This window comes from Bradyrhizobium cajani, assembly GCF_009759665.1.
Classification (GTDB): Bacteria; Pseudomonadota; Alphaproteobacteria; order Rhizobiales; family Xanthobacteraceae; genus Bradyrhizobium; species Bradyrhizobium cajani.
This window is the reverse complement of sequence record NZ_WQNE01000040.1, coordinates 48,994-61,867: the sequence shown is the minus strand read 5'-3', so window position 1 is coordinate 61,867 and position 12,874 is coordinate 48,994. Positions and strand designations below refer to the sequence as shown.

11 protein-coding genes are annotated in these 12,874 nt (G+C 65.9%); 4 read left to right on the top strand and 7 right to left on the bottom strand.

What is annotated here, in order from left to right:
• Positions 1-167: 167 nt before the first annotated feature.
• The 5 genes from GPL20_RS33275 to GPL20_RS33255 form a co-directional block, all read right to left on the bottom strand.
• Positions 168-2,057, bottom strand: a complete 1,890-nt coding sequence (locus GPL20_RS33275; RefSeq protein WP_157335889.1) for a flagellar protein — start codon at positions 2,055-2,057, stop codon at positions 168-170.
• Between the two features lie 20 nt (positions 2,058-2,077).
• Positions 2,078-3,961 (bottom strand): flagellar hook-associated protein FlgK, encoded by a 1,884-nt coding sequence (gene flgK / locus GPL20_RS33270; RefSeq protein WP_157335887.1) that lies wholly within the window; start codon positions 3,959-3,961, stop codon positions 2,078-2,080.
• Positions 3,962-3,995: 34 nt separating this feature from the next.
• Positions 3,996-6,254: a flagellar hook-basal body complex protein gene (locus GPL20_RS33265; protein ID WP_157335886.1), complete on the bottom strand. Its 2,259-nt coding sequence runs from the start codon at positions 6,252-6,254 to the stop codon at positions 3,996-3,998.
• Between the two features lie 270 nt (positions 6,255-6,524).
• On the bottom strand, positions 6,525-7,037 hold the full coding sequence (msrB, locus tag GPL20_RS33260; protein ID WP_157335885.1) for a peptide-methionine (R)-S-oxide reductase MsrB: 513 nt from the start codon (positions 7,035-7,037) through the stop codon (positions 6,525-6,527).
• 87 nt (positions 7,038-7,124) lie between these two features.
• Positions 7,125-8,585: an NAD(P)/FAD-dependent oxidoreductase gene (locus GPL20_RS33255; RefSeq protein WP_157335884.1), complete on the bottom strand. Its 1,461-nt coding sequence runs from the start codon at positions 8,583-8,585 to the stop codon at positions 7,125-7,127.
• 159 nt (positions 8,586-8,744) lie between these two features.
• On the opposite strand from GPL20_RS33255, the gene GPL20_RS33250 reads away from it, so the two are divergent.
• A complete protein-coding gene (locus GPL20_RS33250) occupies positions 8,745-9,281 on the top strand; it encodes a SixA phosphatase family protein (protein ID WP_157335883.1) in 537 nt (178 codons plus the stop codon).
• Positions 9,282-9,351: 70 nt separating this feature from the next.
• Positions 9,352-9,777: a universal stress protein gene (locus GPL20_RS33245; RefSeq protein ID WP_157335882.1), complete on the top strand. Its 426-nt coding sequence runs from the start codon at positions 9,352-9,354 to the stop codon at positions 9,775-9,777.
• Between the two features lie 217 nt (positions 9,778-9,994).
• Here the strand turns inward: GPL20_RS33245 and GPL20_RS33240 are convergent, their stop codons facing one another.
• Positions 9,995-10,231 carry a DUF1127 domain-containing protein gene (locus GPL20_RS33240; RefSeq protein WP_157335881.1) on the bottom strand — a complete coding sequence of 79 codons (237 nt, stop codon included), beginning with the start codon at positions 10,229-10,231 and terminating at the stop codon, positions 9,995-9,997.
• Positions 10,232-10,416: 185 nt separating this feature from the next.
• Between GPL20_RS33240 and GPL20_RS33235 the strand changes: the two genes are divergently transcribed.
• Entirely contained in the window at positions 10,417-11,760 is a 1,344-nt protein-coding gene (locus tag GPL20_RS33235) for an aminotransferase-like domain-containing protein (protein WP_157335879.1), read from the top strand.
• Positions 11,761-11,768: 8 nt separating this feature from the next.
• Here the strand turns inward: GPL20_RS33235 and GPL20_RS33230 are convergent, their stop codons facing one another.
• Positions 11,769-12,356 carry a hypothetical protein gene (locus tag GPL20_RS33230; RefSeq protein ID WP_157335877.1) on the bottom strand — a complete coding sequence of 196 codons (588 nt, stop codon included), beginning with the start codon at positions 12,354-12,356 and terminating at the stop codon, positions 11,769-11,771.
• A gap of 79 nt (positions 12,357-12,435) precedes the next feature.
• Between GPL20_RS33230 and GPL20_RS33225 the strand changes: the two genes are divergently transcribed.
• Complete coding sequence (locus GPL20_RS33225; RefSeq protein WP_157335875.1) at positions 12,436-12,870, top strand: hypothetical protein; 435 nt, start codon at positions 12,436-12,438, stop codon at positions 12,868-12,870.
• Positions 12,871-12,874: the final 4 nt, after the last annotated feature.

Sequence of the window (12,874 nt, the reverse complement as noted above, 5' to 3'; positions counted from 1 at the left end):
CCCCCAGGCCCACCCCAAGGCCCAAATCCTCACCAAGAGGTAAACAGACGTGGTTAACGGCGTCTTAACGCGGCCTAAAGCGCGATGAGATGAGGATGAATCCTCATAGGTTGTTGCTTGAGCATGATCTTTTCGGAAAACCGCTGCGCACTTTTCCGGATCATGCTTTAGAGGAACTTGACGAGCGAAAGCTGCGCCAGCTTCGAGGTCACCTGATAGGACGCCTGGAGGGCGTTCTGGAGCGCCAGGATCTCGCTCGCGACCTGGTCCGGCGAGGCCGATTCCGCCTGGTCGACGATGGTCTGAAGCTGCGCCTTGGCCTGGGTCTGGCGCGTGGTCGCGTCCTTCATCGTGTTCTGGGCCATCGCGATGTCGGTCTGGATGTCCTCGATGCGCTGCTGACCGGGCTGCTGGGTCAGCGCCTGCGTCACCCGCAGGCTCAGCGCCGAGACCTGGCCGCCGGAATACTGACCGCCCGGGGTCGTCGAAAACGTGCCGAACACGGCAACCGCCTGCAGCTGCCGGCGGATCGCGTCCTCGTTCGCCTGCGCGCCATACTGCACCGTGATGGAATCGTCGACCCGCGCGACCGCGGTCGACCGCGGCGAGCCCGGCCCGTCGTCGCCCTGGTACCATTTGACCGTGTTGGCCAAGCCGTTCACCAGCGTGGTGGCCGAACTCGCCGGCGACGAGCCAACGCGCAGCGGCGGCTGCGTGGCGGTGATGGGTGACGAGGGGAAGCCGAGCGAAGTCAGCGCCGCGCCGTTCGGGCTCGAGATGTTCAGCGCGGCCGCATCGTCGGTATTAATCGTGATCACGCCGCCATGAATGGTCGACGGCTTGGAGGTGCCCGTGATCTGGTCGATCTTGCTCATCAGCGTCTGGATGCTGTCGGTGACATTGAGCTGGTTGCCGGTCGCCCCCGAATTCACGAAGGTCAGCGTGGTGCCGTTGACGGTGATGGTGTCGCCGGCGGAAAAGCCTGGCGTGATCGAGTCGGATCCACTCGCGCCCGACAGCGCCGTCGCACCCGTGGCGATGTTCGAGGCCGGCGGCGCGAGCTGATTGGTGACCGCCGTCGTCCCGGTCGCCGAGCTTGCCGTGTTGAAGAAGTTGTCCCCCGCAGTGACGGCGGAGGCCGCCACCAGCGACGTGTTGGCAAGCTTCTTGATGGCAGTGTTCAAGGCCGTATTGAGATTCGTTGCGGTGTTCGCCGGGTTGACCGGGACGCTCGCGTCAATGGCGAAGCTGCCCGCGGGCGTCGGCGTAGCCGAGGACGCGGTCAAGTCGATCTGCTCGGTCGAGCCGTCCGGCAACGTGAACTGAATGCTCAGCTTGTCGCCATTGCTTGGATTGGTCCCGTTGAGATCGACCGAGAATGACACCGGCGAGCCGCTCGGGCCGGTGACGATTGCGCCCGTCAGCGTCGAGGAGACTGCCTTGATCTTCAGCCCGAACGGCGACGTCGCGGAATCTTCCGCGACGTTGATCACGCCTGCCGTCTGGGTCTGCACCAGCCGTCCCATGCCGTTGGCGCCGAGGTCGGCAGCCTGGCGCTCCGCCATGACGGTCTTGAAGCCCGCTTGCGTCGTGGTGCCATTGATGATGTCGCCGGCGTTGGCGACCGGCTGAGTGCTGTACGCGGTGCCGGAGAACAGATAGCGATTACCGGACTGCGTGTTCAGCACGCCGACCATCGAGCCGAACTGGGCCGCGGCGGTGTTCTGCGCGACCGTCTGGCCGTTGACGTTGAGATCCTGCGCCGTGCTGGCCGAGCCGGTCTGTGTGTTGGTGCGGATGGTCGTCAACGACTGCAGCGCGGTATTGGCGAGGTTGATGTTGACGTTGACGTTGGTGATCGTGTCGGTATAGGCGGCGATGTTGGACAGCTGCGCGCGCGAGGCGATTGCAAAGCCCTCGTTGGTGCCCATGCCGGAATAGTTCTGCGACAGCTTGCCGGTCGAGAGCTGCGTCGAGAGGTCGGTAAGCTGCTGATTGATGTTGCGGATCTGCGAGCCGAGAACCGACGATGAGTAGTTGATGCTGCTGATCGACATCTTTCAAAGCCCTGTACTGGTTACACTTGAGCCTGGAGCAAGGTGTTCATCATGGTCTGCACCACCGACATCACATGCGCGTTGGCGGCGTAGGCATTCTGAAGCTGGATCAGGTTCGACATCTCCGAGTCCAGGTTGACGCTGGAGGTCGAGTTGAACTTGGCCTGGAGCGTCGAGACCACCACGCTCTGGCCCTGCTGGAGCTGGGTCGCCTGCGTCGCGGCATTGCCCTGGACGCTCAGGAACTGCTGGAGGTAGTTCGAAACGCTGCCGGTGAAGGGCTGGCTCGACGAGCCGAGGCCGGTCTGCGGCGAATAGGAGAACACCGCCGAGGTGAGCTGGGAATAGAGATAGTCGGAACGCGTGGTGTCGCCCGCGGGCGTCACCGGCGAAGTGCTGTAGACCGAGAACCTGGTCGGATCGCTGACCAGCTGCGTGTTCACGGCGATGCGCCCGGCAAGGCCCGTCATCTGCGAGCCCGACGCCGTGATCGCCCCGGTGTAGAGCGCCTGCCCGCCGTCGGTGAACACCGGCAGCTGCGGGCCGCCTGACGTCAGCGACGAGATCGTCTTGGTGATCGAGGACGAGTTGACCTTGCCGAGGCCCGTGCCGTCGTCGGTGATCCGCAGCGTCGTGGCGGTCGCGGGCGACGGCGCCGCGGAGAACGTCACGTGCGAGCCGGCGAGCGCGGTGTTGAGCGCGGACGCGATGGCCCCCATGCCTCCGGAAAAGTTGACGCCCACCCGCATCGGATTGGCGTTGGTGGCATTCTGGAGCGGCAGCGCCGCCGGATCGGTCACGTTGACGAGCGTGATCTGGCGCTGCGTGTTGGTCGTCGTGTCGGTATAGGTGATGTTGACCGTGTTGCCGGGCTGCGCCCCGGCGAGGTCGACGTCGAATCCGGCCGGCGGGCCGGACACCGCGCCGCCTGCCGTGGTCTTGTCCGAGAGCGCGCTCGCCATCGCCGCGGCGAGCTGGTCGATCTGGGTCTGCGCCTGCACCAGCGTCTGGTCGCGCAGCTTCAGGTCGGCCGCGATCTGGCCGGAGGAGACCACGTTGTTGGCGACCACGTCGACCGACGAACCGTTGGGCAGCCTGATGTTGAAGGCACCGACGCCGGACTTGGCCGGATCGATGTTGTAGAGCGAGGTCGCCGACAGCGCGCCGGCCGATGCGAACGAGAATTGCGAGGCGAGCCCGGCTCCGACGAGCTGGACACCGGTGGTGGTGAAGATGTTGGCCTGGTTCGAGCCGTCCGTGACGACGCGGACGTCGACATATTTCGACAGCGTGTTGATCGCCTGGTCTCGCTGGTCCATGAGCGTTGCGGCCGATGGGTCCGTCGAAGCGAGGCCCTGAAGCTTGGTGTTGATGTCGGCGATCTTCTGCATCGCCGCGTTGGCCTGCTGCGCCGAGGTGCCGAGATCCTGCTCGACATTGGAGCGTAGCGACTGGATGCCCTTGGTGGTGACGTTGAGCTGCTGTGCCAGCGCCTGCGCCGCGCCCAGCGCAACGGTCTGCGCCGACGATGAGCCGGAGCTCGTCGACAGCGCCTGGAGCGCCGTGGTGAACTTGTTCAGGGCGCTTTCGAGCGTCCCGGCGTTGCCCGGCGTGCCATAGACATTCTGAAGCTGCTTCAGGATGTTGGCCATCTGGTCGGCGTAACCGCTGCCGCCGGTCTCGGTACGCAGCTGGTTCAGCACATAGGCGTCGAGCTCACGGCTGACGCCGGTCGTCATCGCCGTCGAGCCGAAGTCACCGGTGGTGACCTCGATCTGGTTCGGCGTCTGGACGACGTAACCCGGCGTCTGCGAGTTGGCGACGTTCGAGGAGACGATCGAGAGCGCGGCCTGGTTGGCACGCAGGCCGCTCATCGCACTGGCGAGGGCTGAACTCAAACCCATGTTACTTGCCGCCTTTGGTTACGTCACGCGCCGATCAGCGCAACACGTTCAAGAGGTCCTGCACCATCGAATTCGCGGTCGTGATCACCTTGGTGTTGGCCGAGTAGGCCTGCTGGGTCACGATCAGCTTGGTGAACTCGTCGGCGATGTCGGTGTTGGATCCTTCCAGCGACGAACCGCTGATGGTGCCGGAGGCGCCGGCGATCGCGGGACCGGACTGGTCGGTCACGGCATAGGCGCCGCCGTCGAGCGCCTTGAGGTAGTTGGTGCCGTTGAAGTGCGACAGCGTCACCGCCGCGAGGTTGAGGTTCTGGCCGTTGGAGAAGGTCCCGACCACCAGGCCGTTGTTGCTGACGGCGACCGAGCGGAGCTGACCTGCGGAGTAGCCGTTCTGGGTGATGGTGTTGATGGTCACCGCACCGCTGGTGCTCGCATATTGCGTCAACCCGCCCGAGGAGATGTTGAAGGCGACCGAGCCGAGCGATTGACCGCTGACGTTGACGTTGTTGATGGTGATGCCCGAGCCGCTCGGCGAGGTGAGCGAGCCGTCGGCGGCAAAGGTGAAAGTCTGGCCTGTATTGACCCAGCCGACCGTCGTGCCGGTCGCGTTCGGATCGGTCTGGTAGAACAGGTTCCAGCTATCGGTATGGCCGGCGCCAAGCGATGCGCTGTCGGTCTTGGCCCAGCGCAGCTGCAGGTTCACCGGCGTGCCGGAAGCGTTGTAGGCCGTGACCGCGCCGCCGCTGATCGATTCCTTGGTGAAGGTGGCGATGTCGTTGCCGATCACGGTGCCGGTGCCAGCGGTGCCGCCGCCGTCGCGGTTCTTGGTGACGGTCGAGGTGAAGCCGAGCGCGGCAAAGGCGGCGGCGTTGGAGCTGGACACCGACAGGTTGGACGCGGTGCCGGTGTTCAGCGTGATGACGCCGCTAGCGCTGACCGAGGAGCCGGAGGCGCCGGCGAGCTGGTCGATCTTGGCGAGCAGGCCTGCGACGGTGTCGGTGGTGAGGATCTCATTGGCGGCGGGAACGGTAGGCGGAGCCACGAACGTCAAGGTCTGGCTGTTGACGGTGATGGTATTGCCGGCCGCGAAGCCCGACGAGAGCACCTCGGCGTTGCCGGCCGTCGCGGTGCCGCTCAGGACGGTGTTGGCCGTGATCGGGGGCGTCGACAGCACGTTGCCGCCGCGCGTTACGGTGCCAATACCGAGCGCGGTTGCTGCGGTACCGCTGCCGATGGTGACGTCGGTGCCCGTGCCGGTCGAGATCACGATGTTGCCGCTGGCATTGACCGACGCGGTAACGCCGGCGCCGCCGGCGGTCTGGATCGCGTTCAGGATACTCGACACCGTTGCGGTGGTGCCGCTGCCGAGACCGATCGCGGTGCCGCCGGTGCCGTCGGGCGTGACCGCAGTGCTGTTGTCGAAGACGATATTGTGACCATTGACCACCAGCGTCTGGCCGGCCAGCGCGGTGAGGATGTTGTTGGCGAGATGCGGGGTCGTGGCGCTATCGAGGGACGTGGTGGCGACGGCCACCGACGAGGAAGTGTTCAGGAGTGCAACCGAGCCTGTCGCCGTCGTCGAGGAATAGGCCGAGCGGAGGTTGCCGGTGGCGGCTGCGCCGGATACCTTCGCGTTGGCATAGGGCGCGGGCGGCGTGCCGACCGGCAGCGGATTGGCGGAGAAGTCGGACGGGTTCAGGCCGCCGGCTGCCAGCAGCGTGCCGCTCGCCGCGGTCGAGGCCGCCACCGTGTTCGGCTGCGTCGGCAGGTTCGCCGCGTACTGGATCGACGTCGTCGCCTGCGCCGGGATGAAGTTGTTCTGGAATTGCAGCACCGTCGGCACGCTGCCGGTCGGATTGCCGGTCTTGGGGTCGACCGCGACACCCATCAGATAGTAGCCGGCGCCGTTGACCAGATTGCCGTTGGCGTTGACCTGGAAGTCGCCGCGCCGCGTATAATAGGTGACGCCGTTGAAAACCGGCACGTTGTCGACGACGCCGCTCGCCTTCTGCACCGCGAAGAAGCCGTCGCCGGTGATCGCCATGTTGGTGGCGACGCTGGAGGCCGAGATCGTGCCCTGGGTCGTGATGGTGGCCTTGGCGTTGGCCGTCACGCCGCCTGCGACCTGCTTGCTCGGCACGGAGGAGTCGGGAATGAGGTCGACGAAGCTGGTCCCGATGCCCTTGTAACCGGTGGTGGATGAGTTCGCGATGTTGCCGGAAATGTTCTGAAGCGCGAAGGACTGCGCCTGCAAGCCACCCACCGAGGTGTTCATTGCATCGAAGATACCCATAACTTTGTCTCCAAATCCGATCTCGGCGGCGCCGACCGGTGGCCGCAATCGGAAGAGACAGTCGCAAGGGCCATGCCAATGCGGGTATCTTCAGAAAATCAATGACTTGAATAGACATGCCCCGGTCGGATGACCGGGGCACAATTGCCGGGCCGGCAACAATTGCCGGGCCATCCCGTCGTTCCGGGGCGGTCCGCAAGGACCGAACCCGGAACCTCGAGATTCCGGGTTCGATGCTGACGCATCGCCCCGGAATGACACTTCAACTCACTACGTCGCCGATGCCGCCGCTGGATGGAAAACCAGCCCGAAACCGTCGATGCAGTAGCGCAGTCCAGTCGGCTTCGGCCCGTCGTCGAAGACGTGGCCGAGATGGCCGCCGCAGCGCCGGCAATGCACCTCGGTGCGCACCATGCCGTAGGTGCGGTCCTCGGTCCTGCCGACATTGCCCTCGATCGGCGCATAGAAGCTCGGCCAGCCCGTGCCACTCTCGAACTTGGTGTCGGACGCGAACAGCGGCAGGTCGCAGCCGGCGCAGGCGAAGATGCCCTTGCGGTGCTCCTTGAGCAGCGGGCTCGAGCCGGGCCGCTCGGTGCCGTGATTGCGCAGGATCTCATATTGCTGCGGCGTGAGCTGGGCACGCCACTCGGCCTCCGTCTTCACGATCTCGAACTTCTCCGCGGCCTTCTCGCCTGCTTCGGCCGGAGTTGTTCTCAGCCAGCGGAAAGCCGAAAGGCCGAACAGGCCGGCGACAGTGGTCAACAGGATGCGGCGGTCAAACATCTCATTCTCCGTGCGCGGGAAGTCCACGCCCTGAGGTACGGGCTCTAACGGCCGACGTTACACTTCCTGGCGGGATTTTTCTCGGGCTTATTGCGAGACGCTGCGCTCGCGGGCGGCCGGTTCCGCGCTCTCGGCCGGACGTGGTTCCGGTGGTGAGGCTGGCCGCGGCCTGACGTCGGACGGCGGGCGGCGGGGACCGGTGCCGGCGGCCCGGTTGGCTTCGGCGAGACGCGCCTCGCGTTCCCGGTCCTTGGCCCGCGCCCGCTCGCGGTAGCGCGCCAGCGATCCGGCGGCGGCGGAACTCGCCCTGCCCCAGATTCCGACCAGCTGGCCGGCGACACGTCCGGTCGCGCCGCCCGCCCAGACCAGCTCGAACGGCGAGAACAGCCGCCAGCGCTCGTCGCCCCACAAGATGCTGCGCGCGATCAGCTGCCCGGCCATGGCCGAGGTGTTCATGCCCTGGCGGCCGAACCCGCTCGCCACCCACAGGCCTTTGCGCAACTGCCCGATCTGCGGCATGCCGTGCACGGTCTGCCCGGTGGCGCCGCCGAACATGTCGGTGATCCCGACATCGCCGAGCTGTGGGAAGATCGTGCGGATCCGCCGCTTGACCAGGCCGGCAAAGCGCTGCGGACGCGCGGCCCATGTGGTCTCCGGGCTTTCCCACATCAGCCGGTCGCCGTCGACGATCCGGAAATGGTCGACGCCGTCGGAATCCATCACCGATCCCTTGAAGCCGATGATCTCGTGCAGGCGCTCGCCGAGCGGCGCGGTGATGCCGGCATAGCGCCAGACCGGCAGCAGCGTTTCCGACAAGCGCCTCAGGGGCGCGCCGAGATGGATGTTGCCGGCGAGCACGATGTGGGTCGCGCGCAGCCGCGCCGACGGCGTCACGATGCGCTTGCGAATGCCGGAATGATCGATGCTGACGACCGGCGTATCCTCGAAGATGCGGGCACCCGCGCGCCGCGCCAGCGCCGCAAGGCCATGCACATATTTGCGGCCGTCGACCTGGAACGCCCTCGGATAATACACGCCGTGGAAGTAGCGGTCGGTCTTGAGCACCGCGCGGACGCGATCGGCCTGCCAGCCCGCGACCTCGGTGTCGAAATCCTCGTTCAGCATCTGCAAGCGGCTGATCAGGCGATCGCCGGCATCGACGTTGGAGACTTCCAGCACACCGTCGCTGAGGCCGATCCCCGGCATGTTCTCTTCCGCGGCGTTGGCCCGGACGAACTCGGCGCCTTCCTTCGACAACGTCCACAGCTCGCGCGCGTCCTCGAAGCCGATGCGCTCGATCAGATCCGCGAGCGGCAATGCAAAGCCCGGCATCACGGTGCCGAACTGATTGCCGGAGGCATTCCAGCCGACATGGCGGCCCTCGAGCACGGCGACGCTGGCGCCTAGCCGGGCCGCCTCCAGCGCGATGGAGAGCCCGGCAAGCCCCGCACCGATGACGCAGATGTCGGCGTCGAGATCAAACGACAGCCGCACGCGGTCGCGAAAGCCGGCTTCTTCCTGGGACACGCTTGTGAAAGTCTCGCTCATATCGTTTTCTTAGAGCATGATCCGGAAAAGTGTGCAGCGGTTTTCCGAAGGATCATGCTCGAAACAACAACTTAAATAGACCGAGCGGGCGCTTGTCACCTTGTCCTCAACCCGCGCCTGTAGATTATCCTCCTGGACGCGTAACGATTCGAGAATGCCATGCGCCGTTTGATGCTGCTGCGTCACGCCAAGACCGAGACGGACGCGCCAAGCGGCCGTGACCAGGATCGCCGCCTCGACGACCGCGGCCACAAGGATGCTGCGCAGATGGGCGACTGGATCGCCACCCATCCGCCCTTCCCCGATGCCGTGCTGGTGTCGCACGCCGTCCGGGCCCGGCAGACCTGGGACATCGCCTGGGAGGCGATGGAGGACCGTGTCGCGGCGCCGCAGGTTGAAGTCCTGCCGGAACTCTACGGCGCCGATCCCGCGCAGATCCTGGAGTCCATTCGCACTGCAACGATTCCCGCCGATCCCAGGCGATTGCTGCTGATCGGCCACAATCCCGGCATGCACGAGGTCGCGCTGATGCTGATGGGCGGCGGCGATCGGGCCGGTGCCAAGGCGCTTGCCCACAACCTGCCCACGGCGGGGCTTGCGGTCTTCGACTTTGACGTCAAGGATTGGGGTCACGTGGCGTACCGCCGCGGCAAACTGGTGCTGTTCGTCAGCCCCAAGCTGCTTCGATCGGGTTGAGACGCGCGGGCGCCGTCTCTCTCCGATTGATCCAGCGCGATCAAGAGGTGCTGAAGATTTGGAGGCGCAGATGTTCAAGTCCATCCTCGTGCCCATCGACCTCGCCGACACCGACCTGGCAAAGCCGGCGATCGCGACCGCGGCAACGCTGTCGCAAACCTGGAGCGGCGCCGTGCGCCTGCTCAACGTGCTGCCGATGACGCCGGTGATGCTGGCCGAATACGTGCCGGCCGATTTCGACGAGCAGCAGCGCCAGACCTCGGAAGAAGCGCTCGCCATCGTCGCACGCGAATCCGGCATCGAGGCTTCCCGCATCTCGAGCGTGGTGCGCCAGGGCGGCATCTACCACGAGATCCTCGAGGAGGCCGCGCACATGAAGGCCGACCTGATCGTGATGACCTCGCACCGGCCGGCGATGCGCACCTATTTCCTGGGCTCCAATGCCGGGCATGTCGTGCGCTACGCCAAGTGCTCGGTGCTGGTGGTCAGGCACTGAGGGCCGCAAACTCCGTCATCGCGAGCGCAGCGAAGCAATCCAGAAATGTTCCGCGGAAAGACTCTGGATTGCTTCGCTGCGCTCGCAATGACTGTGCGGAGACAATGTGCGCTTATCGCAACATCGTCATGCCCGGACATGTCTCGGGCATCCACGCCTCTTCTCCCACGCGGTTACGCGTGGATCGCCGTACAAGCCCGGCCATGACGTCCTCGTCTCACAGATACCGCGTCAGCTCGGTTTTCACCTGCCCGTAGACCGCGTCCTCGATCTGACTGCGATTGATCCCGATGTCGCGCAGGGCGCGGTCGTCGAGCTCGCTCAGCGTCTTGATGGCAGAGCGGCGCTCCAGGCGGTCGAACAGCGAATAGGCAGCGTTGGCGAGCGTGCTGAAAAATCCGCCCGATGAGGATGGGCGTAAACTCCGCCCGGCAGTTTGCGAGATCGTGGTCATTCTTCTTCTCCGGCGTACGTCCCGCGCGGCGCAGCAGGTGCCGTTGGCGCGGACGCTGTCGGCGCCTGCACCTCATTTGCCATCGGATTGCTCTCGCACCCCTCGGCTCAATCGCGGAACTTGATGGAACTTAAATGCTCCAGTACACTGCTCGGAGCAAGTAAAACATTGCTCTCGGTGCAATAATGTCCAAGTTCGAGTACGTGAAGCTTGCCGATGCCATTGCGGCCGATATCACTAACGGCACGTTAAGGGCCGGCGACCGGCTGCCGCCGCAGCGCAATTTTGCCTATGACCGCGGCATCGCAGTCTCGACCGCGAGCCGGGTCTATACGGAGTTGCTCCGCCGCGGTCTCGTGGTCGGCGAGGTCGGCCGCGGCACCTTCATCTCCGGCGACATCCGGCGCGAGGTCGAGACGATCAGCGAACCGGCCGACGCGCGCATCAATTTCGAGGTCAATTACCCGCTCCTGCCGCAGCAATGGGCGATGATCGCCAAGAGCCTTGCCGGACTGGAGCGCGTCGACGCGCTCGAATCCGCGTTGCGCGTCTCGACCAGCACCGGCACCAAGAGCGCGCGCGTTGCGGCCGCCGCCTACCTCGCGCGCAAGGACTTCGCGCCGCAGGCCGAGCAGATCGTCTTCACCGCCAATGGCAAGCAATCGCTCGCGGCCGCGCTCGCAGCACTCGTTCCCACCGGCGGCCGCTGCGGCGTCGAGGCGCTGACCTATCCTTACGTCAAGAGCATCGCGGCGCGGCTCGGCGTGACGCTGGTCCCGATTCCGATGGACGAGCATGGTGCGCGGCCCGACGCCATCCAGAAGGCGCATCGCGAGGCCCACCTGTCGGCGCTGTATCTCCAGCCCATCATCCAGAATCCGCTCGGCGTCACCATGAACGCGACGCGGCGCGCCGACATCATGCGCGTCGCCGAAAAGCTCGATCTCACCATCATCGAGGACACCGTCTACGGCTTCCTCGCCGACGACACGCCGCTGGCAGCGCTCGGGCCGGACCGCTGCATCGTGCTCGACAGCCTGTCCAAGAAGGTCGCACCCGGCCTTGCGCTCGGCATCCTCGTCGCGCCGCCGCATCTGCGCGAAAGCGTGATGAGCGCGGTCCGCACCGGCGGCTGGATCGCCTCCGGTCACGCGCTCGCGGCCGGGCAGCGGCTGATGGCCGATGGCACCGTCGCCGAGCTCACACGGCTGAAACGGATCGATGCCACGCGCCGCCAGCAGACCGCAGCGAGGCTGCTGGCCGGTTACCAGCTCGCGGCCGATCCACGCTCCTATCATCTCTGGCTCACGCTGCCGCCGCATTGGCGTTCGCAGACATTCGTCGCAGCTGCAGCCCGGCGCGGCATCGCGCTGACGCCGTCCTCGACCTTCGCAATTGCGCATGGTCACGCGCCGAACGCGGTGCGTCTCGCCCTCGCCCCGCCCTCGTTCGAGCAGCTCGATTCCGGCCTGCGCACGATCGTGTCGCTGCTCGGCACCAAGGAAGAGGATTTTGATTCGACGGAGTAGCGATCGGTCTATGGCAGCACCGATCGGGGCACGCGATCGAAGCTGTAGCTTCGCGGCTGGTTGCGCCGCACGAAGCCGCCGACCTGCCAGACAAACAAGGCGGCAAAGCCGACGATGAACAGCGCGCCGGCGAACTCGCCGATCATCAGCGCTCGGATCAATAAGCCCGCCATCGCCACCGCCAGCACCGCCAGGAAGGCCAGCATCGCGGCATAGGTCCTGCGGCCGAGGCCCGCAGTCAGCGTCGCGCGACTGTCCGCCTTCGCCATCCGCGCATGCAGCGCAATCAGGAAATCGCGAAAGCCGTTGTCCTGCGGCGCCATCAGCGCCGCGGTCTGCCAGCTCGTCGACAGGATCGCGATGCGGCCGCCGTTGGTATGGCTGATATCGGCGCGAAAGCGGTGCTGCTGCATCGACACCGGGCGAAACGACAGCCGGATCGCCGAAATCTCGTCGTAACGCCACAGGCCGGAGCGGCCGGCGATGTGCCAGGCAAGCCCCTCCTCCGTCAGCTCGAAGCGATGCGCCGATCCGATCAGCGACGCCTTGTAGGCATAGCTCGTGACCGACGCAGCCTCAGCTCCCGAAACCTGCATCTTCCCGATCGATCCCGTCCACGCAATCCGGTTAGCGATCCGCTTGCGCGATCGCCCTCGCCCATCCTACAAGCGGGGCATGGCTGAGACGACATTTTTTCCGCGCCGCCTGATTCTCGGCGCCGCCGTGATCTCCGGCGTGCTGCTTGCGCTCGCGGTCCACATGCTGGGCGCGCGCTACGGGCTCGACCTCGGCGGCCTCTGGCGGTCCGACACGCATGAGTTCATCCCGGCGGGCGCGGCGATCGCTTGGTGGCTGATCGCAACCGTCGGCTTTTCCGGCGGCTATTTCACGGCGACGTTGATGCAGAGCGCCGTCTCCGGCCAGATCCCGCACCGGATGCGCCAGTTCCTGATCGCGGTCGGCGTGCTGCTGCTCGCGGGCGCCGGGCAAGCGGCCTCGGCGCCGAGCCCGATCCCGACCGTCTCGGGCGTGCTCGCCGGCCTTGCCGCGCTGTGCCTCGGTGCCGTGATGGCATTCTGCGGCGCGCATTTCGCGCTGCGCCGCGGCTGACTTT

Coding starts and splice junctions, on each gene's coding strand:
- GPL20_RS33275 (WP_157335889.1), bottom strand. CDS start 2,057: ATGTCGATCAGCAGCATCAACTACTCATCGTCGGTTCTCGGCTCGCAG.
- flgK (WP_157335887.1), bottom strand. CDS start 3,961: ATGGGTTTGAGTTCAGCCCTCGCCAGTGCGATGAGCGGCCTGCGTGCC.
- GPL20_RS33265 (WP_157335886.1), bottom strand. CDS start 6,254: ATGGGTATCTTCGATGCAATGAACACCTCGGTGGGTGGCTTGCAGGCG.
- msrB (WP_157335885.1), bottom strand. CDS start 7,037: ATGTTTGACCGCCGCATCCTGTTGACCACTGTCGCCGGCCTGTTCGGC.
- GPL20_RS33255 (WP_157335884.1), bottom strand. CDS start 8,585: ATGAGCGAGACTTTCACAAGCGTGTCCCAGGAAGAAGCCGGCTTTCGC.
- GPL20_RS33250 (WP_157335883.1), top strand. CDS start 8,745: ATGCGCCGTTTGATGCTGCTGCGTCACGCCAAGACCGAGACGGACGCG.
- GPL20_RS33245 (WP_157335882.1), top strand. CDS start 9,352: ATGTTCAAGTCCATCCTCGTGCCCATCGACCTCGCCGACACCGACCTG.
- GPL20_RS33240 (WP_157335881.1), bottom strand. CDS start 10,231: ATGACCACGATCTCGCAAACTGCCGGGCGGAGTTTACGCCCATCCTCA.
- GPL20_RS33235 (WP_157335879.1), top strand. CDS start 10,417: ATGTCCAAGTTCGAGTACGTGAAGCTTGCCGATGCCATTGCGGCCGAT.
- GPL20_RS33230 (WP_157335877.1), bottom strand. CDS start 12,356: ATGCAGGTTTCGGGAGCTGAGGCTGCGTCGGTCACGAGCTATGCCTAC.
- GPL20_RS33225 (WP_157335875.1), top strand. CDS start 12,436: ATGGCTGAGACGACATTTTTTCCGCGCCGCCTGATTCTCGGCGCCGCC.